At 36.4% G+C, this 19,544-nt stretch carries 19 protein-coding genes and 1 riboswitch; of the genes, 14 read left to right on the forward strand and 5 right to left on the reverse strand.

What is annotated here, in order from left to right; all coding sequences use genetic code 11:
- Nucleotides 1–12 precede the first annotated feature (12 nt).
- The gene (locus AXA65_RS20460; protein ID WP_317040348.1) at nucleotides 13–153 is read right to left on the reverse strand and encodes a hypothetical protein; all 141 of its coding nucleotides are present in this window, start codon (nucleotides 151–153) and stop codon (nucleotides 13–15) included.
- Nucleotides 154–228: 75 nt separating this feature from the next.
- Between AXA65_RS20460 and AXA65_RS09875 the strand changes: the two genes are divergently transcribed.
- The 3 genes from AXA65_RS09875 (at nucleotide 229) to AXA65_RS09885 (ending at nucleotide 2,575) form a co-directional block, all read left to right on the forward strand.
- The gene (locus tag AXA65_RS09875; protein ID WP_228391660.1) at nucleotides 229–1,140 is read left to right on the forward strand and encodes a helix-turn-helix domain-containing protein; all 912 of its coding nucleotides are present in this window, start codon (nucleotides 229–231) and stop codon (nucleotides 1,138–1,140) included.
- A gap of 124 nt (nucleotides 1,141–1,264) precedes the next feature.
- Entirely contained in the window at nucleotides 1,265–1,948 is a 684-nt protein-coding gene (locus AXA65_RS09880; RefSeq protein ID WP_086048153.1) for an NAD(P)H-dependent oxidoreductase, read from the forward strand.
- A gap of 21 nt (nucleotides 1,949–1,969) precedes the next feature.
- Nucleotides 1,970–2,575 (forward strand): NAD(P)H-dependent oxidoreductase, encoded by a 606-nt coding sequence (locus AXA65_RS09885; RefSeq protein WP_063970029.1) that lies wholly within the window; start codon nucleotides 1,970–1,972, stop codon nucleotides 2,573–2,575.
- Between the two features lie 72 nt (nucleotides 2,576–2,647).
- On the opposite strand, the gene AXA65_RS09890 is transcribed toward AXA65_RS09885, so the two are convergent.
- Together AXA65_RS09890 and AXA65_RS09895 are read right to left on the reverse strand one after the other, a co-directional pair.
- Entirely contained in the window at nucleotides 2,648–3,406 is a 759-nt protein-coding gene (locus AXA65_RS09890) for an SDR family NAD(P)-dependent oxidoreductase (protein WP_185114322.1), read from the reverse strand.
- Nucleotides 3,407–3,489: 83 nt separating this feature from the next.
- Nucleotides 3,490–4,431, reverse strand: a complete 942-nt coding sequence (locus AXA65_RS09895) for a helix-turn-helix domain-containing protein (RefSeq protein ID WP_063969937.1) — start codon at nucleotides 4,429–4,431, stop codon at nucleotides 3,490–3,492.
- A 221-nt stretch (nucleotides 4,432–4,652) separates the two neighbouring features.
- Here AXA65_RS09895 and AXA65_RS09900 point away from each other — a divergent pair, with 221 nt between their 5' ends.
- The gene (locus AXA65_RS09900) at nucleotides 4,653–8,003 is read left to right on the forward strand and encodes a DEAD/DEAH box helicase (protein ID WP_063969938.1); all 3,351 of its coding nucleotides are present in this window, start codon (nucleotides 4,653–4,655) and stop codon (nucleotides 8,001–8,003) included.
- A 64-nt stretch (nucleotides 8,004–8,067) separates the two neighbouring features.
- Here AXA65_RS09900 and AXA65_RS19900 read toward each other — a convergent pair whose 3' ends face one another.
- On the reverse strand, nucleotides 8,068–8,214 hold the full coding sequence (locus tag AXA65_RS19900) for a hypothetical protein (RefSeq protein WP_165596590.1): 147 nt from the start codon (nucleotides 8,212–8,214) through the stop codon (nucleotides 8,068–8,070).
- 126 nt (nucleotides 8,215–8,340) lie between these two features.
- Here AXA65_RS19900 and AXA65_RS09905 point away from each other — a divergent pair, with 126 nt between their 5' ends.
- Together AXA65_RS09905 and AXA65_RS09910 are read left to right on the forward strand one after the other, a co-directional pair.
- The gene (locus AXA65_RS09905) at nucleotides 8,341–9,150 is read left to right on the forward strand and encodes an SDR family oxidoreductase (protein WP_063969939.1); all 810 of its coding nucleotides are present in this window, start codon (nucleotides 8,341–8,343) and stop codon (nucleotides 9,148–9,150) included.
- 11 nt (nucleotides 9,151–9,161) lie between these two features.
- Nucleotides 9,162–10,067 carry a helix-turn-helix domain-containing protein gene (locus tag AXA65_RS09910; protein ID WP_063969940.1) on the forward strand — a complete coding sequence of 302 codons (906 nt, stop codon included), beginning with the start codon at nucleotides 9,162–9,164 and terminating at the stop codon, nucleotides 10,065–10,067.
- A gap of 25 nt (nucleotides 10,068–10,092) precedes the next feature.
- On the opposite strand, the gene AXA65_RS09915 is transcribed toward AXA65_RS09910, so the two are convergent.
- Nucleotides 10,093–10,452, reverse strand: a complete 360-nt coding sequence (locus AXA65_RS09915; RefSeq protein WP_063969941.1) for a winged helix-turn-helix transcriptional regulator — start codon at nucleotides 10,450–10,452, stop codon at nucleotides 10,093–10,095.
- Nucleotides 10,453–10,558: 106 nt separating this feature from the next.
- Between AXA65_RS09915 and AXA65_RS09920 the strand changes: the two genes are divergently transcribed.
- The 8 genes from AXA65_RS09920 (at nucleotide 10,559) to AXA65_RS09960 (ending at nucleotide 19,536) form a co-directional block, all read left to right on the forward strand.
- Complete coding sequence (locus tag AXA65_RS09920; RefSeq protein WP_063969942.1) at nucleotides 10,559–11,314, forward strand: SDR family NAD(P)-dependent oxidoreductase; 756 nt, start codon at nucleotides 10,559–10,561, stop codon at nucleotides 11,312–11,314.
- Between the two features lie 22 nt (nucleotides 11,315–11,336).
- The gene (locus AXA65_RS09925) at nucleotides 11,337–11,675 is read left to right on the forward strand and encodes a nuclear transport factor 2 family protein (protein WP_228391661.1); all 339 of its coding nucleotides are present in this window, start codon (nucleotides 11,337–11,339) and stop codon (nucleotides 11,673–11,675) included.
- Between the two features lie 89 nt (nucleotides 11,676–11,764).
- On the forward strand, nucleotides 11,765–12,796 hold the full coding sequence (locus tag AXA65_RS09930) for a helix-turn-helix domain-containing protein (protein ID WP_063969944.1): 1,032 nt from the start codon (nucleotides 11,765–11,767) through the stop codon (nucleotides 12,794–12,796).
- 109 nt (nucleotides 12,797–12,905) lie between these two features.
- Nucleotides 12,906–13,373 (forward strand): nuclear transport factor 2 family protein, encoded by a 468-nt coding sequence (locus AXA65_RS09935; RefSeq protein ID WP_063969945.1) that lies wholly within the window; start codon nucleotides 12,906–12,908, stop codon nucleotides 13,371–13,373.
- 26 nt (nucleotides 13,374–13,399) lie between these two features.
- Nucleotides 13,400–14,542, forward strand: coding sequence for a nuclear transport factor 2 family protein (locus AXA65_RS19525; RefSeq protein WP_086048154.1), 1,143 nt, complete (start codon nucleotides 13,400–13,402; stop codon nucleotides 14,540–14,542).
- Nucleotides 14,543–14,675: 133 nt separating this feature from the next.
- Nucleotides 14,676–14,861: riboswitch (cobalamin riboswitch) on the forward strand.
- A 109-nt stretch (nucleotides 14,862–14,970) separates the two neighbouring features.
- A complete protein-coding gene (locus AXA65_RS09945) occupies nucleotides 14,971–16,989 on the forward strand; it encodes a TonB-dependent receptor plug domain-containing protein (RefSeq protein WP_063969946.1) in 2,019 nt (672 codons plus the stop codon).
- A complete protein-coding gene (locus AXA65_RS09950; RefSeq protein ID WP_063969947.1) occupies nucleotides 16,986–18,116 on the forward strand; it encodes a YncE family protein in 1,131 nt (376 codons plus the stop codon). Before AXA65_RS09945 ends, AXA65_RS09950 begins: the two co-directional genes overlap by 4 nt.
- A gap of 241 nt (nucleotides 18,117–18,357) precedes the next feature.
- A complete protein-coding gene (locus tag AXA65_RS09960) occupies nucleotides 18,358–19,536 on the forward strand; it encodes a hypothetical protein (RefSeq protein WP_063969949.1) in 1,179 nt (392 codons plus the stop codon).
- The last annotated feature ends 8 nt before the right edge of the window (nucleotides 19,537–19,544 follow it).

Raw genomic sequence — 19,544 nt, forward strand, 5'->3', positions numbered from 1 at the left:
ATTTGACTTGTTTCAAGACAATACAATCATCTTGTGAGCCGCTCTTTTATCAGCTTTAGAATGCTCAACTATGCTTACCAAAGGATGCAGTGTTTCATTATTATTGAAATCATTATAATCCTTTATCGTCCTGAAATTCACAACTCTGTCCATCTTTTCACTTATTTATCTTACAAAATTAGGTAATCAAAATCAATGATTTACACATCGTCATTCAAATCAGTAATAATGGTAAGAGAATCCGTAATCTGTATCATTGTCAATTATTACATTTGTAAAATGATAATGTTCAAAGACTTTAAAACTTACAACGAATATATTGGTCTTTCAAAACCTTTGGATAATGACATCGATGTTGGTTATTACAACCCGCCAAATATGCTTTTGAAGTCTGGACCTGTGGCTGTAGATTTTTACAGAATTTCTTTTAAAATCAATCTTAAAAATAAAAATACGCCTGAAGTCAAACCAATTACGGCAGTGTTTTTCAACAGTCCGGAAATGATTGTCAATGAAGGTTGGGATGTAGAGCCTACTTACAAAGGAATGTATCTTCAGCTTTCAAAGAAATTCATTGAGGAAAACAGATTTCTCTTCAAAACTTATCTGGATTACGGACAGCACGAAGCTTTGTATTTGACTGATGAAGAAGTTCAGGAAATTGGTGATGTTTTTAAATTAATGATGAAATATTATGAAACTGAAAAACGAAATTTCAATGTCCTTTTGTCTTATGTCAATGTGTTAATATCTTTGGTTGAAGCATTTTATAAACGTCAGTTTTCCACCGACCCGAAACAATATAATAGAGTAGTCACAGATTTTCAGCAAAGTTTGGTTGAATATTATAATCAACCGGTAAGACAACTTCCGAATGTTCAATATTTTGCTGATAAATTGGGTTTGACTGCCAATTATTTGGGTGATATCATCAAACATTTTACCCAAAAATCTGCGCTTGAAAATATTCACGAATTTGTCATTAAAAAAGCCAAAGAATTGTTGATGGAAAACGAAAAACTCAACACTACAGAAGTCGCTTACGAATTAGGCTTTGAGTATCCTAATTACTTTTCAAAGTTCTTCAAAAAGCAAGTTGGATTAAGTCCGAAAGAATATCGCAAGGAACTGATTAAATGATGAAAACGTCTTCGAAAGGAGGCGTTTTTTGTTATCGGTAATTTGTTTCTTTTTTAATAGTAGTTTGTCGCCGTCAGTTTTTTCAATCGCTTTTACTTTTGTATTGTAATTAAATTTTCAATCAATGAAAGCAAAAAACATCCTTTTCCTATTCCTGATTTTCTTTTCATTCGGAATACAATTAAAAGCACAAAAGATATCTTCAAAACAGAAAACAGTCTTATTAATTAATACGCATTTGACTTATCCCGGCTGGTCTGAAGGTAAACTGAACGCCTCATTTTATAATGCTGCAAAGACTTTTTTCATTTCTAAAAACTATAAAGTTCTGGAGACAAAAGTGGAAGATGGTTATAATCCCGATGAGGAAGTGGAAAAACATCTGCAAGCTGATATAATCATTCTTCAAACGCCTGTCAATTGGGAAAACACGCCTTGGATTTACAAAAAATACGTGGATGAGGTTTTTAACAGCGCTTTAAAAAACAAAAAGTTCCTTTCCGGAGACGGACGTTCCGAAACTGAAGGTTCAAAGCAATACGGAATGGGCGGAAAAATGCAAGGCAAAAAGTTTATGATTTCTGCCACGTGGAATGCGCCTGAAGAAAGCTTCAATGACAAAAACCAATATTTGTTTAAGGGAAAAAGTGCGGATGATGCTTTGTTCAATGTTGCCGCAAATTATCTGTTCACAGGCTTTGAGGTCGTTCCAGGATATTACTGCTACGATGTTTATCACAACAAACATATTAAAGAAGACATCGAAAATTATCCTGCCTATTTGCAGAAAGTTTTTAACATCAAATAAAATTATTCAATAAAAATGACAATGAATTCAACTAAAAAAGTACTCTTAATCAATACCCATTTAACATACCCAAACTGGTCGGAAGGATTATTAAACGATGCTTTCAACCAAAAAGCAAAAGAATTTTTTTTGAAAAAAGGTTTTGAAGTTTTAGAAACCAAAGTAGAAGCTGGTTACAATCCGGATGAAGAAGTAGAAAAACATATCGAGGCCGATTTTATCATCTTACAAACACCCATCAATTGGTTTGGCGCACCGTGGATTTATAAAAAATATGTAGACGAGGTTTTCAACAGCGGATTGCACAGCGCACAATTCCTTTCCGGAGATGGCAGAACAAGAGAAGATTTAACAGAACAATATGGAACTGGCGGAAAAATGCAGGGCAAAAAGTTTATGGTTTGTTCAACGTGGAATGCGCCAAAAGCCAGTTTCGATGACCCTAATCAACAGCTTTTTGAAGGCAGAAGTACCGCAGATGTTCTTATTCAAATTACCAGCAATTACCGTTTTTGCGGCGTTGAGATTGTTCCGGATTATAACTGTTTTGATATTTTCAAAGAGGGAGATATTGTGGGAGATTTAGAAAATTATCCCAAACATTTGGAAAAGGTTTTTGAACTTTAATCAAACTTAATTAAAACAAAAATCCCATTCAACAACTCGTCGAATGGGATTTTTAAAATTTTTTTGATTCGATTAAATTCTAAATCCTCCTGCAACTTCGATTCTCTGTGCATTAATCCATTTCGAATCGTCTGAACAAAGGAATGCAACCACAGTTCCGATATCATCAGGTAAACCAACTCTTCCCAAAGCCGTTTGTGAAGAAACCAACTGATTATAATCTGCACTGTCACGAACCGCACCGCCACCAAAATCTGTTTCAATAGCACCCGGAGCAATAGAATTCACTCTGATTTTTCTGCTTCCCAATTCCAAAGCCTGATATCTTGACAAAGAATCTACCGCCGCTTTCATTGCACCATAAGCGGAATATCCTGCAAATGAGAATCTTGCCAATCCAGAAGAAGTGTTCACAACGCTGCTTCCGTCATTCAGCAATGGTAATAGTTTTTGAGTTAAGAAATAAGGCCCTTTGAAATGGATATTGGTCATTGCGTCCAAGATTTCTTCGGTCGTAGTTTCAAAACTTTCATTGATTCCGATGCCTGCGTTGTTGACCAATGCATCCAATTTTGCAGATGAAAATTGAGTGTCCAAAACATTTTTCACTTCGGTTAAAAACTGGTCAAAACCTGCAGTGGTGGAAATATCCAAAGGCAAAGCAAATGCTTTCTGTCCCAAGGTTTCGATTTCTTTCACTACTTCGTCCGCAGCTTCTTTTTTGGTTTGATAAGTCAAGATGATATCGAATCCTTTTTTTGCCAATTGTAAAGCTGAATGTTTACCTAATCCACGACTTGCGCCTGTTACTAATGCTATTTTACTTGCCATTTTTATTTGTTTAATTAATGGTACAAAGTTGGAAAATTATCGCAATAGCTTATTTGCATAAATCAAATTAAAATTTGTGAAAATCAAACAATCTGCAATTCTCGGTAATTTTGTGGTGATTGCTTGCTGTATTTTTTAAAGAAGTTAGAAAAGTGCGCGACTTCTTCAAACCCCAATGTGAAAGCGATTTCCGAAATGTTCCATTGTGTTTGGGTCAGCAATATTTTTGCTTCCTGGAAAATTCGGCTTCCTATGATTTCTCCAGTAGTTTTTCCTGTTGTTTCTTTCAAAACTCTATTGAGGTGATTCACGTGAACGCCTAATATTCCTGCAAAATCTGCTGGAGTCTTTAGTTGTAATAATTGACTGATGTTTTCAATCGGGAATTGTCTTTCCAATAATTCGATGAATAGAGTGGTGGTTCTGGAAGCAGCCGTTTTGGTATTTTCAACTGGCAGAATTGGTTTTAATTTCTGACCAAAATGTATTAATTCCATCACATAATTTCTCAGCAGATCATATTTATAAACATAATCAGAATTGATTTCTTCGTGCATTTTCAGGAAAATCGCTTCGAATTGATGAAACTGTTCTGTTGATATTTGAAAAATAAAATCACTCTGAGCCGAGAAAACAGGAAGATGGTCGAGTTCCAAACCAATCTTTGAAGACGGTAAAAAATCTTTAGTAAAAACACAAAAATGTCCTGATTGCTCTGTGTTCTGATGTGTGTAGTTGTAAGGGATCTTTGGTGATGCAAACAAAACGGCGCAATCTTCAATCTCGATTGTTTTGTCTGCGTATTCCACTTTATTCTTACCATTAATTAAACTTATTTTATAGTAAGTTCTCCTGTTGTAAGGCATTTCTGTCTTCGAAGTGCAGCTCCTGTAAATCTCAGAAATATCAAAAACATTGAAATGACCAATATCTTTATGAATGTTTTCACTCAGAAATTGGTTGATGTCAGGACAGGTGTCTCCCAAAATATCCTGATAAAATTCTTTGATGGTGATTGAGTTCATTGGTTTGTAAAAATCAAAGATACAAGATAATTGTTTTAATTGAAAGGTTTCCTGAGTTTGAGTATTTTAATTAATAAAAATTGTAACGAATACTCCGCATTTTTTATTAATTTAGCTCACCTTAAAGATGAGGATTTCCTTTATTAAATGTACTTATTGACTTTAAAGTAAGCATCAAAAAAAATCCGAACTCATCCAAATATCAATCACTAAAAGAAATAATGCAGCAACTTAGAAATCAGTATATTTTCGAAAACATCAACTTCTCAGGTTTTTCGATTTTTGATATTCAAAAGTATTGCTCAGAAAGGATTGATATTGAGAGGGAAAATTTGAAGGATATCCAGCCTTATTTTATTGAAATTAATTCCGGTGTGTTTTATAAACCCTTATCGAATATTGATTTTCCCAGCGTTGCAGTTAATTTTATTGGTAGTTCGCTTATTTTAGAATGTCCGTGCGATGCTCCAAAAACAAAAATGTGCAGCCACCAAGCTCAGGTTTTGTACACGATTATTGAACGACAGGATTTGCGTATTTTCTTTGATGAAAAGCTTCGACGAAAGAAGTTGGAAGACTTTGCAAAAGATTACGGATTAGAAAATGAACCTAATCTTGATGATTATTTTCAATTGGAACATATTCACAATTCTTTAAGAATCGAGCCTAAAATTAAAGAATTAATTAAGCTGAATTCTGAGGAGCTGCAGCAGAAATTATTGCCTAAAAATACCAATCCATTTCACGAAATACAAGTTCCGAATCCGTCAAAAAAAATGTTTCTGGTCCTTAAAAAACATAAATATTATGACCGATTTGGCCTTGAACTTTTTGAAGCAGAAACCACACAATCCGGAAAAATTAAAAATCCAATAACGGCGATTGACCCTTCAAATCTGATTTGGAAAGCCGAAACCATTGATGAAGCAAAATTCTATACTGCTGTTTTGAAATTTGAAAATCATCAAACCGAAGAAAAGAATGATGCCGACCTCGAAGCTTTAAAAATGGTGGTGAAAAATCCGCTTCATCTGCCAACATTTTATCACGACAAAAGCATTTCGGAAAATGTTTCTGCAAAATCAATCGTTTCGGTTGATTTAAAATCATTGAATGCAGATATTGAACTTTCTGTTTTCAAAAAAGAACCATTCTTCGAAATCACTGGCGGAGTTTGGCTGAATGATGTTTTGCAGCCGTTTAAAAACATTAAAATTCAGTTTAATTATTTCATTTTTCACGAAAAAACACTGCATTTGGTTACTAATCTGGATATGCTTCGGGTGTTGGAATTTTTCAAATCGAACAGAGAAATTTTGCTGGTTCACTCATCCAAATTTGAAGAATTTAAACAAAACATTCTGTCCACTTTAGAAAAGCAAATCAAGATTAGCTACGCCTACATACAACCCGCTACAAAAAAGCAATTGGCTGAGAAATCCTTTGATGAAAAGGTCGAGAAAATCATTTATTTGGCAGACCAGAATGAGTATATTTCGATAACGCCGGTGATGAAATACGGCAATGTGGAAATTCCTGTTTTTTCGAGGAAACAAATATTTGATACCGACCAAAACGGCAATGTTTTTCAGGTAGAAAGAGATGACAAAGAAGAGATAAAGCTTACGGCGACCATTATGCAGCAGCATCCCGAATTTGCCGAACAAATCGAGCAATACGAATATTTTTATCTACACAAAGACAAGTTTTTGGACGAAAATTGGTTCTTGGAAGCTTTTGAAAAATGGCGGAATGAAGGAATTGTAATTTTAGGTTTTAATGAATTAAAAAAGAACAAACTGAACGCCAATAAAGCGGTCGTTTCCATAGCAGTTGTCAGCGGAATCAATTGGTTTAATACTGAAATTGATGTGAAATTCGGTAAGCAAAAAGCGTCACTGAAACAGTTGCATAAATCCATCCGAAACAAAAGCAAATTTGTACAATTAGACGACGGAACTAACGGAATTCTGCCTGAAGAATGGATGAAAAAACTCAACCTTTATTTCGATTCTGGCGAGATTTATGATGAACTTTTGAGATTGCCTAAAAGTAATTTTTCTGACATTAAAAACCTCTTTGATGAGAACGTTTTAAGCAAAGAAGTCAGTGAAGAAATCGAAACGTACAACAAAGCGTTGTCTGAAAATCAAAATATTCCCGAAACAGAAGTTCCTGCAGAATTGAATGCAACACTTCGGGATTATCAAAAACAAGGGCTCGATTGGCTGAATTATCTCGATGATTTCAATTTTGGAAGTTGTCTTGCCGACGATATGGGACTCGGGAAAACACTTCAAATCATTGCATTTATCCTTTCACAAAATAAAAAACAGCCTCAAAATACCAATCTTGTGGTGGTACCGACTTCCTTGCTTTTCAATTGGCAGGCAGAAGTCGAAAAATTTGCGCCTTCGATTAAAATTTTGACACATTACGGTGCCAACAGAATTAAAAATACGCTTCATTTTGCAGGTCACGAAATTGTGCTCACGACTTATGGAATGCTGCTTTCCGATATTCGGTTTTTAAAAGAATTTAATTTTAATTATGTATTTCTAGACGAATCTCAAGCCATCAAAAATCCAAATTCTGAACGGTACAGAGCTGCAAGATTGTTGAAATCAAGAAATAAAGTCGTTTTAACCGGAACTCCAATTGAGAACAATACGTTCGATATCTATGGGCAACTTTCCTTTGCCATTCCTGGTTTGTTAGGAAGTAAACAATATTTCAGAGATATTTATTCCATTCCGATTGATAAATTTGAAAATACAAAACGCGCGACAGATTTACAGCATAAGATAAAACCTTTTATCCTCAGACGAACCAAAAAGCAGGTCGCAAAAGAACTTCCCGACAAAACAGAAATGGTGATTTATTGCGAAATGGGAGAGGAGCAAAGGCTGATTTATAATGCTTACGAAAAAGAACTTCGGGAATATATTTCGGCAAAAGACGAGCACGAAATCGCCAAAAACAGTATGCACGTTCTGACAGGATTGACGAAGCTCAGACAAATTTGCGATTCTCCGACACTATTAAAAGACGAAGAACAATTTGGCGACAGTTCGGCAAAAATTGAAGTTCTGATGGAGCAGATTGAAAACAAATCTTCCCAACACAAGATTTTGGTTTTTTCACAGTTTGTATCAATGCTTGATTTGATAAAAGAAGAACTTCAAAAAAGAAATATCTCGTTCGAATATCTCACCGGACAGACAAAAAACAGAGCGGCAAAAGTCAATGAATTTCAGGAAAATGACCAAGTTCGTGTGTTTTTAATCAGCCTAAAAGCTGGCGGAACAGGGTTGAATTTAACAGAAGCCGACTACGTCTATCTTGTTGACCCGTGGTGGAATCCTGCCGTGGAAAATCAGGCTATCGACCGCTGTTACCGCATCGGACAAAAGAAAAACGTCATTGCCGTAAGGTTGATTTGTCCCAACACGGTTGAAGAAAAAATTATGAAACTTCAGCAGTCCAAAAAAGAGTTGGCGAACGATTTAATTACGACAGATAATTCCGTCTTCAAAAAATTATCGAAGCAGGATTTGATGGAGATGTTGTAAGAAATTATTTTTTATGGCAGCTTTTGACTGTGTCGAATAGCGATTTTTAATTATTTTATGGCAGCTATTTCCGCCTTCCGTTCCCGCTTTTTTGCAAATTTCCCAAAGCTTTCCCATTACTGAAATTTCCAAAAAGAGCTCCACTCAAGTCGGGCTGCGTGAGATTCGGTTTCATTCCAGCCGTGGTGCTATAACTTTTGCTCCATTTCATTACGCAAATCTATATTTTCTGCAGAATTATACTTCGTCATTTCGGATACAACCAAACTCATTTTGGCAACATTTCCCTCACTGCGTCTGCGGACATTTGTATTATAAAATTTAAACAAAATTGACAATGCAAAAAACAATTTTCATTACATGCGCATCATCAGGATTAGGAAAAGCGACAGCCAGATTATTTCAGTCAAACGGCTGGAATGTCATCGCAACAATGCGAAATCCCGAAAAAGAAACTGAACTTTCTCAATTAGAAAACGTAACCTTGCTTCCGTTGGATGTTACCAATCTCGAGCAGATTCAGGAAACAGTAAAAACAGCGATTGAACTTCATACGATTGATGTGGTTTTCAACAATGCAGGTTATGGTTTAATCGGTGCTTTGGAAGCGTTGACAGACGAACAAATCGTAAAACAGCTGGACACCAATCTACTTGGCGTAATTCGTGTGACGCAGGCTTTCATTCCTTATTTCAGGAAAAACAGAAACGGATTATTTATTACCACAACCTCCATTGGAGGATTATTGACTTTCCCTCTGGATTCCCTTTATCACGCTACAAAATGGGCTTTGGAAGGCTGGAGCGAAAGTATGTCTTTTGAGCTGGCTTTGCACAATGTTGGCATCAAAACCATTGCGCCGGGCGGAATTAAAACTAATTTTGCAGGAGAATCCTTAGCCGTTGCCAATCATCCGGCTTATGAAGAAGGTATGCAGAAATTATTTGAATTAATGAATCCCGACAACTTCGAACCTGTGGAATGGATTGCTGATGTGGTTTACGAAGCGGCCACAGACGGAAAAAGCCAATTGCGATATGTTACAGGAGAATTTGCCAATCAGCTATACGATCGTCGTTTGGAAATCGGTTCAGAGGCTGCAGTTGAAGAGATGAAACAGATGGTTTTTGGAGATTTAATCAATTAAAAAATTAAGAAATGAATAACCCGATAAAAGTAGATTCTATATCTGAGCTTCACGAGATGCTTGGTTTTGGTAAGCCCGTTCATCCCTTGATTAGCATTAATGACAACACCAATATGATTGTTGACGATAACCTCTTGAACCAGCATTTTCTGTTCAATTTCTACAAGATTTCTTACAAAAAAACACTGAAAGGTAAGATGGGATACGGGCAAGGCTATTATGATTTTGATGAAGGCGGAATGATTTTGAAGGCTCCAAACCAGTTACTTTCCACAAGTGCTGAAGATATGGAATATGAAGGTTTGACATTGCTCATTCATCCCGACTTTTTTAGGAATTATTCATTAGCTACCGGTATTAAAAACTTTGGATTCTTTTCATATTCTGCGAACGAAGCTTTATTTTTATCAGACAAAGAAAAGCAGACAATATTTTCAGTTTTTGATAATATTAAGGAAGAGTTGAATAATACGATTGATGATTTCAGCCAAGATGTTATTCTTTCGCATATCGAGGTTCTGCTCAATTACAGCAACCGTTTTTATAAGCGCCAATTCATTACCAGAAAAGCAGTGAACAATGATTTGCTTTCGAAAATTGAAGAACTTTTAAATGTCTATTTTGATAAAGAAAACGGATTGAATCAAGGATTGCCAACCGTTGACTTTCTCGCAACCGAACTCAGTCTTTCTCCAAGATATTTAAGTGATATGCTTCGGTCTTTGACGGGACAAAATGCTCAACAACTCATCCACGAAAAACTGATTGAAAAAGCCAAAGATTACCTCACGACGACTCAACTTTCAGTAGCAGAAATCGCTTATCAATTTGGTTTTGAACATCCGCAGTCTTTCAATAAGTTATTTAAGAATAAGACCAATCAGACGCCATTAGAATTTAAGCAAGTATTTAATTAGTAATAAGGATATAAAATTTTAAAAATCAATGTCCGATAATTCTTTTTCTGTGATTAATGCCCCAATCTGCTAGTGCTTGGATGATGGGTTCTAAGGTTTGACCGTAATCTGTCAGTTCGTAGCTTACAGTGATTGGTTTTGTATTGTTGACGGTTCTTGTGATGATACCATTGATTTCTAAACCCTGCAATTCTTTCGAAAGCATTTTTGCGCCAAGACCATCGATTTGTCTTTGCAAATCTGTAAAGTTTTTTTTACCGTACAATAAAACACTAATTACTTTAATTTTCCATTTTCCACTGATTAAATCAAGTGTGTCCTGTATTGCAAAAAGAATTTTGGAACAGTCGGCTTGTTCTTCGGGTAAAGATTTTTTCTTAGTCATTGTAAAATTTTATATGATGATACTTACTATACTCAAGGAAATGCATATCAAAAGTAAAGTTACTTTCATTTAGCTTTGCAAACATAATTAATTAAAATTTAAATAAATGACAACAAAATTGAAAGATAAAATAGCAATCGTAACAGGCGCTTCAAAGGGAATTGGTGCAGGCATTGCGAAAGCATTTGGAAAAGCGGGTGCAACTGTAATAGTAAACTACGCAACAAATGATAAAATCGCCAATGAGGTTGTGAAAGAAATCGAAAATAATGGTGGAAGAGCTATTGCAATAAAGGCCGATCTGAGTAATTCTGCAGAAGTAAAGCAAATGTTTGACAAAATATTTGCTGAATTTGGAAAAGTTGATATTTTGGTAAATAATGCGGGAGTCGCAGTATTTGAAATGATTGATGATTTTACAGAAAATGCCTTTCATCAGCAATTTAATTTAAATGTTTTGGGTTATCTGCTAGCAACCCAGCAAGCAGTAAAATATATGAATGACGGGGGAAGCATCATCAATATCAGTTCTATTTTGAGCACAGATCCCTATTTGGCTTCCAGCATTTATTCTGCGACAAAAGGTGCTGTAGATACAATGACTTTGGCATTGGCAAGAGAACTCGGACCTCGAAAGATAAGAGTGAATTCTATTCTTCCGGGTCATACCAATACGCCGGGAACTGATGGGAATTTTGCTGGTGTATTTGGAGAAAAATTAATCGAAGGAACACCTCTTGGTAGATTCGGGGAACCGGAAGATATTGCACCATTAGCTGTTTTTCTTGCTTCAGAAGATGCACATTGGATAACAGGCGAATCCATAAGAGCTTCCGGTGGAGTAAGAGGTGTTGGTTATTAGTAATTTTAAAATAATAATTAGGATGATGAATATAGAAACCTTTATCAAAGATTGGATTGCAGTCAGCAACAGTTACGACACCGAAAAATATCTTGAATTTTACAACGAAAATGCAGTCCTAGACGACCCATCGGTCGGCAGAAAATTTACGTGTCACAGCGGAATCAAAGATTATTTTGTGAGTTATTTTATTGGTTATAAAACGCAGACTGAATTGAGGAAATTAGAAATCAAAGAAAACTCAGCTTATCTGGAAGTTGAATTTACAGGAGAATTTCCAGAGGGTAAAATTGGCGGAAGCTTTGATTTTACTTTTAAAAATGATAAAATTGAATTTGTAAAAGCTGACTTAATACATTGACTAGGATAAGCCATTTTATAAAACTGTCAACCTTTTTTAAAATCTACCATTTCGATAAAACTTTTTATATTAGTAGAATAAATTAAATAATGACCGAGCCCAATCAACTGCTTTTCTTTTTTAGTGCGTTAGGTGCGTTCAATGGTTTTCTGCTTTCGATATATTTTGCAGTAAATGCGAAGAAAAAGATTTTTGCTAACTACTTTTTGGCTTTGTTGTTATTGGTTTTAAGCATTAGAATTATCAAGTCAGTGTTTTTCTATTTTAATCCACAACTGTCCAATATTTTTATTCAAATCGGACTTTCCGCTTGCATTTTGATTGGTCCATTTTTGTTTTTATATCTAAAATCTTATTCAAATAACGATAAACCCAATTGGGCACTTCATACCCTTCCGTTTATCGTGGGAATTACCATTTTAGGAATTTCTTATCCTTATATGGAACATCGCATTGTTTGGAGCAAATGGATTGTGACCGGAATTTATCTTCAATGGTTGATTTATATTCTCGCATCATTCAAATATCTTAAACCGATTTTTAAAAAACTAAAGGAGAAAGAAAAGTTAAAGGATATTGATGTTTGGTTGCTCAGTATTTATCTGGGTGTTGCTTTCATTTTGTTGGCTTACAAATTTGGAACGTATGCGTCGTACATTGTCGGAGCGTTATCTTTTTCTTTTGTGTTTTATTTGATTCTGTTGTTGGTCATTTTCAGAAACAGCAGAGAAACTACTTTTTTTCAGGAAAAAGAGAAGTACAAAAACAAAGCAATTGATAAGGAAACATCAAATTTAATTGAGCAAAAACTTACAATAATTGTAGAAAAAGAATTGTTTCTTGACCCAAATTTCACCCTCGAAATTGCCGCAAAAGAACTGCAGGTGACGAAGCATCTTTTATCGCAATACATTAATGAAAATTTAGGAAAATCTTTTTCAAATCTCATCAAAGAATACCGAATCGAAAAAGCAAAACAGTTATTGCAAACTGAAAGCAATTTCACCATAGAAGGTTTGGGTTACGACAGTGGTTTTAGTTCGAAATCAACGTTTTTCACTGCTTTCAAAAAAATCACAGGTTTCACGCCTGCGGAATATCAAAAACTACATTCAAAATAAGTTCTATTTTATAGAATTGAACTCCTAAACTATAAATGAAACCCTTTAAATAGTGCGTTTCCCGGATATTTGTACTCATTAATTTTAACAATTTTAAATCATTAAAAAAATGAGAAAAGTACTTTTATTGATTGGGTTCAATCTTTTATTTTTGAACTTCAATGCACAAACTGATGACGCAGCAAGCGATTGGAATCAAATCGAAAAAACCTTAAATCTTTACATTGACGGTGTCGGTACGAGCGATTCTGTGAAGGTTTCAAAATCCTTTCACAATTCCTGGCAACTGAAATATCTTGAGGACGACCAACAGTTGAACATCATCAAAAAAGCAAAGTATATGGAACGTTTTAATACGGCTCCGCACGCAAAATCCAGCAATTGGTCTGGGCGTATTGTTTTTATTGATATTACCAATACCGCAGCCATTGGCAAAGTAGAAATCAGTACTTCAAAATTGCTGTTTACAGATTATTTTAATCTAATGAAGACGAAAGACGGCTGGTTTTTAGTCGATAAAATTTCGACCAGAACACCGCACAAAACAGTTGAAGTTCCTGCGATGAAATCTAAGTAGTTTATTCAAATTTAAATGAAATACTTATGATTACTGAAAAACTGAATAAACCATTCGTGTTGATACTTATTTTTTTAAGTTTTAAAACAATTCACGCCCAAAATAAAATCCTGTTTGTGACTTCCAACCAAGATTTCTATGGAAATACAAAAATTCCTGCATCCAATCACTTTGAGGAAATTGTGGTTCCTTATGATGTCTTTACAAAAGCTGGTTATCAGGTTGATTTCATCAGTTCGAAAGGTGGTGCCATCCCAATTGGATACATTAATTCATCCGATATTTTACAAAAGAAATATCTCTATGATGCGTGGTTTATGGACAAGTTGGAGCATACAAAGAAACCAACTGAAATAGTAGCAGATAATTACGTAGCCATTTTTTACAGTGGAGGCGGAGCGGCTATGTTTGGCGTTGCGGAAGACAAGAATATCCAGAAAATTGCCAGAACTATTTACAACAAAAATGGAGTAGTTTCTGCAATTTGTCACGGAACAGCCGGAATTGCTTATCTGAAAGATGAAAATGGAAAATCACTTTATGCCAGAAAAAAAATCACAGGTTATCCCGACAAATTTGAAAGTACAGAAATGGAATATTACAAAACATTTCCGTTTTCAATACATAAAGCCATTAAGAAAAATGACGGAAATTTTGTTTATTCGGATAAAGGCGGAGACGGTTTTTATATTGTAGATGGGAGATTTGTAACCGGACAAGACCCAAGTTCAGGTTCTAAAGTAGCCAATGAGGTTGTGAAAGTTTTAAAGGCTAATTTTAAAAGTAATTCATTTGTAAAAAGTGATTCAGAACAAGTCACAGAAACACTTCTTGATTACATTGATGGTACAGCCAACGGGCAACCAGAAAGACTTCGCAAAGCATTTCATCCCGATTTTAATTTGTACACAGTTGTAAAAGATTCATTGTGGATACGCTCGGGTGAAGAATATGTTTCGAATGTGAAAGTTGGACAAAAAGTCAATAGAATCGGAAAAATCATTTCAATCGATATCGAAAAAGATGCAGCCATCGCAAAAGCTGAAATTGTAATTCCTGATGTGCGAAGTTTTACAGATTATTTTTTATTATTAAAATATGAAGGTTCTTGGAAAATTGTGCATAAAAGTTATTCTTGGAGAGACTTACCGAAAATCGAAATCGAATGAATATTATAGACTAGTGATAAGTTCTCTTATCACTATTTTTTTTGTTTTAAATTGAATTTATGTCTGATTTTCAATCATTTAAATTAAATATCAATCAAATGACCAACATCAGTTTTTTCTAAACCTATTTTATATATCTTTGCGCCAATCTGGTGAGCCGTAAAAAGCGCTTAATAGGGAATCCGGTGAAAATCCGGAGCAGACCCGCTGCTGTAAGCTTCACACAAAGGTTTTTGGAAATTATATCCACTGTCGCAAGATGGGAAGGATTTCAAAAATGAAGTAAGTCAGAAGACCTGCCAGAATGTTTTAATATTTGACGCTTTCGTGGAATAAAGCTTAGTCAACAATGATTTTGTGCAGCACAAACTGCGCCTTATCCTTGCTTTCTTACCTCCATTGGCGTCATCATTATTCGATATGAGCTAATGGTGACACGATTTACTTCCCGGTTTTACAAAACCGCTGTTGCAATATTTGTGACAGCTTCATCTTTCTGTTTTTCCCAGTCCAAAAATGATACAGTCAAGGAAACGGAGATTGTCAAAGTCGACGTTTACAGAAAGAATTTCAAAGAGATTTTACCGGCGCAAACGCTTTCCAGTGAACAGTTGGAAAGATTGAACAGCCATTCTGTTGCAGATGCGCTGAGGTACTTTTCAGGTGTTCAAATCAAAGATTATGGCGGAATCGGCGGACTCAAAACCATCAATATTCGTAGTATGGGAAGTCAGCACATCGGTGTTTTCTATGACGGAATCCAACTCGGAAATGCGCAAAATGGCGTCGTAGATTTGGGCAGATTTTCTTTGGATGACATCGAGGAAGTTTCACTTTACAACGGACAAAAATCTGAGATTTTCCAGCCTGCCAAAGACTTTGGTTCGTCCGGTTCTATTTATCTTCAGCCAAAAACACCAGCATTTAAACTTAATAAAAAAACAAATCTAGTTCTGAGACTTAAGAATAGTTCCATCGATTTGTTCAATCCATCTTTCCGATTGGAACAGAAGATTTCGGATAAGATTTCAGCAAGTTTTAGTTCTGAGTTCTTGCAGAGCGATGGCATTTACAGATTCCGATATTACAAAAAATATCCGGACGGCGCGCTTGCGTATGACACAATTGCGAAGAGATTTGATTCTGACATCAAAGCCAAACGTTTCGAAACCAGTTTTCACGGGATTCTCAATAACGGAAGTTGGAACGTTCGTGGTTACGGTTATATTTCCGACCGCGGCATTCCCGCAGCGATTGTCAATAATAGATTTGATGGGAGAGGACAAAGGTTGGTGGACGATAATTATTTCGTTCAGGCCAATTTCAAAAAGAGGTTGTTTCCCAAATTAGAAACGCAGTTGAAAGCCAAATTTGCTTATGATTTTACGCATTACATCGACACGGTTTCATCCATTAAGATCCAGAATCAGTACATTCAGAGGGAGATCTATTTGTCTTCATCTAATATTTATAATGTAACCCAGAATTGGGATGTCAGCGCCAGTTTTGACTTTCAGTACAACAATCTGGATGCGGATCTGGTCAACTTTTCTTATCCGACGCGCTACACTTCTTTGCTTGCATTTGCCACAACTTACCAATGGAAAAAACTGAAATTCCTGGGAAGTGTTCTTGGAACTTTCGTGCATGAAGATGTGGAAAAAAATGCCAAATCTCCAGATAAAACCGAATGGACACCAGCGGCTTTTCTCAGTTATCAACCTTTTGACTCCAATGATTTTACGTTGAGAGCTTTTTACAAACGGATTTTCAGAATGCCAACTTTCAACGATCTGTATTACACGATGATCGGGAATGCTTTCCTGGAACCGGAATTTACCAATCAGTACAATCTTGGATTCACGTACCAGAAGTCTTTTCAGAGTCAGTTTTTTCAAAGTTTCTATGCGAAGGTCGATGGCTATTTTAACAAAGTTGAAAACAAGATTATCGCCGCACCAACCGGAAATATGTTCCGCTGGATGATGCTGAATCTCGGCGAAGTGGAAATCATCGGGACAGATGTCAATGTTCAGGCTGATTTGCTCGTTGGCAATGTCAAACTGAAACCTTTGCTGAGTTACACTTTCCAAAGAGCGAGAGATTTCTCCGACAGGAACGAAACTTATTTTGGCGACCAAATCCCGTACACGCCTTGGCATTCCGGAACTTTTTCCCTGATGTCGGATTACAAGGATTGGAGTTTTAATTACAGTTTTATGTACGTTGGTGAACGTTATGATGGCCAGCAGAACAACATCCAGTACAATTACATCCAGCCTTGGTACACACACGATCTATCAATTCAGAAAAAGATGCATTGGGAAAATCACCAGTTCAAAGCCAGTTTCGAGGTCAATAATATCTTCAATCAATATTATGACGTGGTACTGAATTACCCAATGCCAGGCCGGAATTTTAAACTTATCTTAAGCTTTACATTATGAAAAAAAATTACTTTTTTCTGCTGCTTCTACTTTGCCTGATGTCCTGCCGAACAGATGAAATAATCGTTCGCCCGGAAGTTGAAGAAGGTCTCGCCACACCAGAAAATACAGCTATCAAAGGATTTTATCTTCTGAACGAAGGCAATATGGGAAGCAACAAAGCCACCTTGGATTTCTTCGATTACACGACGGGAACTTACCACAGGAATATCTATGCGGACATCAATCCGGATGTGGTGAAGGAACTTGGAGACGTTGGCAATGATATCAAGATCTATGGCAGCAAAATGTACGCGGTCATCAATGTATCCAACAAAATCGAAGTTCTGGACGCCAAAACGGCCAGACGAATCAAAACCATCAACCTTGAAAATTGCAGATATGTGACCTTCAAAGATGGGAAAGTTTACGCTTCCAGTTACGCCGGACCTGTGGTTCTGAATCCAAATGCACCACTTGGGAAAGTCGCTGAGATTGACACGGTTTCGCTTTCCATAAAGAGGGAAGTTGTGGTCGGTTATCAGCCGGAAGAGATGCAAATCATTGGAAATAATCTCTACGTTGCCAATTCCGGAGGTTATCGTTTTCCGAACTATGACAGAACAGTTTCAGTCGTTGATTTGAACACATTTACAGAGACCAAAAAAATCGATGTGGCCATCAATCTTCATCACACTACAAAGGACGATGACGGCGATTTGTATGTGAGTTCCAGAGGCGATTATTACAACGTTCCGTCGAGTTTATTTTTGGTCGATTCCAAAACTGGAACTGTAAAAAAAGATTTCAAAATTGCGGTCAGCGAGATGACGATTGTGAACGGTAAACTTTATTATTACGGCAACGAATTCAATTACAACACGCACGCCTACACCAAATCTTTCGGCATCATCGATGTGAAAACGGAGCAGATCATCTCCAACAAGATCATCGACCAGGAATATGTGGATGCCATCAAAACGCCTTACGGAATCGCCGTGAACCCGATCACAGAAGACATTTATATGACCGATGCACGCAATTATGTTTCCACGGGATTTGTCTATTGTTTCGATAAAAACGGAAAATTCAAATGGAAAACCGAAGGTGGCAACATCCCGGCGCACTTTGTTTTTCTTTATAAGTAATGATTATGAATCTTATAAAATTATTTACTGAGCGAGTCGAATTGTTTACTAAGCGAAGTCGAAGTATGGGCAGCTATTTCCGCCTTCCACTCCCAATCTTTTTTGCAGACGTTTTCAGTTTAGTTGAACCCGATGACCACGCAAAAAAGGATTTCCGTTCAAGTCGGGCTGCAGATTTCAACATAAAACCAATAGTCAACATAAAAACACAAACACTCTGAATAAAATTAAATCAATAAAAATGAAACATAAATTCATAAAATTCACTTTACTTTCAGTCATTGCAACTGCAATCATTGCCTGCAAAAACGATGATGATGACAGTACATTTAATCTGGCCGAATCTTACTCAATTGACCGTTTCAAAGTTTTGAATATTCCAACTAATATTTCAGGAACTTTCACTTGGAAAATTAATGATTCTTTGATTTCTGAGAATTCAACTTTAGATTTTATCAGTCCTTTCGCCAAGACTTATCCTTTGACTTTGAAGGTTGAAGCGAACGGAACAACAACGACTTACACTTCAAAAATTATTGTAAACAAAGAAACTTCAGCTTACAGCAAGTACATTTCAAACGTCTTTGATTTTCGTCCTGCCGTTGGGCAATTCATTAATGAAATTCCGGAATATGTCACTGGAAATTCGGCCGAGAATATGATTCAGAAAGCGAAACAGTCTTTGGTTGGTTCCAACTCGTCGATGATTACGTTGGGCGGATTTGGCGGTTATGTCACTTTCGGATTTGACCACACGATTCCCAATATGAACGGCCGTGATTTCAAAATTCTTGGTAACGCTTTTTGGGGCGATTTGTCGCAAGATGAACGTGCCGGCTCTTGTGAACCCGGAATTATAATGGTTGCCTATGACAAAAATAAAAACGGAAAACCCGATGAAGACGAGTGGTACGAGATTGCAGGCAGCGAATATTTCAAAAATACGACGGTCAAGAATTACAGCATCAATTACTTCAAACCCAACGAATCCAAACCTCCAGTTCCCGGAAATGAATATTGGGAAAACGATGTAGAATATATCAAATGGACAGATAATCTGGGAAATACCGGTTTTAAAACTAAAAACGTTTTCCATATCCAAAGTTATTATCCTTTGTGGATTTCGGATGCTTCTTACCAATTCACAGGAACCAAATTGGCCAATAATTACTACGACCAAAGCGGAACCGGAACTTATTGGGTCGGAAAATCTTACGCCTTTGGATACGCCGACAACGCTCCGAATACCGACGAAGCTTCCAATATCGATATCTCGTGGGCTGTGGACAAAAACGGCAATTACGTCAAACTTCCCGGAATCGATTTCGTAAAAGTTTATACGGGGATCAATCAGGAAGCAGGCTGGTTGGGCGAAGTTTCTACAGAAGTGGCCGGCGCTTACGACTTACATTTAAAATAATCATCAAC

Source organism: Chryseobacterium sp. FP211-J200, from assembly GCF_001643375.1.
In the GTDB taxonomy this organism is placed as follows: domain Bacteria; phylum Bacteroidota; class Bacteroidia; order Flavobacteriales; family Weeksellaceae; genus Epilithonimonas; species Epilithonimonas ginsengisoli.

Coding starts and splice junctions, on each gene's coding strand:
- AXA65_RS09950 (WP_063969947.1), top strand. CDS start 16,986: ATGAAAAAAAATTACTTTTTTCTGCTGCTTCTACTTTGCCTGATGTCC.
- AXA65_RS19900 (WP_165596590.1), bottom strand. CDS start 8,214: ATGAAATGGAGCAAAAGTTATAGCACCACGGCTGGAATGAAACCGAAT.
- AXA65_RS09930 (WP_063969944.1), top strand. CDS start 11,765: ATGACCGAGCCCAATCAACTGCTTTTCTTTTTTAGTGCGTTAGGTGCG.
- AXA65_RS09895 (WP_063969937.1), bottom strand. CDS start 4,431: ATGAACTCAATCACCATCAAAGAATTTTATCAGGATATTTTGGGAGAC.
- AXA65_RS20460 (WP_317040348.1), bottom strand. CDS start 153: ATGGACAGAGTTGTGAATTTCAGGACGATAAAGGATTATAATGATTTC.
- AXA65_RS09880 (WP_086048153.1), top strand. CDS start 1,265: ATGAAAGCAAAAAACATCCTTTTCCTATTCCTGATTTTCTTTTCATTC.
- AXA65_RS09945 (WP_063969946.1), top strand. CDS start 14,971: ATGGTGACACGATTTACTTCCCGGTTTTACAAAACCGCTGTTGCAATA.
- AXA65_RS09875 (WP_228391660.1), top strand. CDS start 229: ATGGTAAGAGAATCCGTAATCTGTATCATTGTCAATTATTACATTTGT.
- AXA65_RS09905 (WP_063969939.1), top strand. CDS start 8,341: ATGCAAAAAACAATTTTCATTACATGCGCATCATCAGGATTAGGAAAA.
- AXA65_RS09925 (WP_228391661.1), top strand. CDS start 11,337: ATGATGAATATAGAAACCTTTATCAAAGATTGGATTGCAGTCAGCAAC.
- AXA65_RS09885 (WP_063970029.1), top strand. CDS start 1,970: ATGAATTCAACTAAAAAAGTACTCTTAATCAATACCCATTTAACATAC.
- AXA65_RS09960 (WP_063969949.1), top strand. CDS start 18,358: ATGAAACATAAATTCATAAAATTCACTTTACTTTCAGTCATTGCAACT.
- AXA65_RS09920 (WP_063969942.1), top strand. CDS start 10,559: ATGACAACAAAATTGAAAGATAAAATAGCAATCGTAACAGGCGCTTCA.
- AXA65_RS09890 (WP_185114322.1), bottom strand. CDS start 3,406: ATGGCAAGTAAAATAGCATTAGTAACAGGCGCAAGTCGTGGATTAGGT.
- AXA65_RS09935 (WP_063969945.1), top strand. CDS start 12,906: ATGAGAAAAGTACTTTTATTGATTGGGTTCAATCTTTTATTTTTGAAC.
- AXA65_RS19525 (WP_086048154.1), top strand. CDS start 13,400: ATGATTACTGAAAAACTGAATAAACCATTCGTGTTGATACTTATTTTT.
- AXA65_RS09900 (WP_063969938.1), top strand. CDS start 4,653: ATGCAGCAACTTAGAAATCAGTATATTTTCGAAAACATCAACTTCTCA.
- AXA65_RS09910 (WP_063969940.1), top strand. CDS start 9,162: ATGAATAACCCGATAAAAGTAGATTCTATATCTGAGCTTCACGAGATG.
- AXA65_RS09915 (WP_063969941.1), bottom strand. CDS start 10,452: ATGACTAAGAAAAAATCTTTACCCGAAGAACAAGCCGACTGTTCCAAA.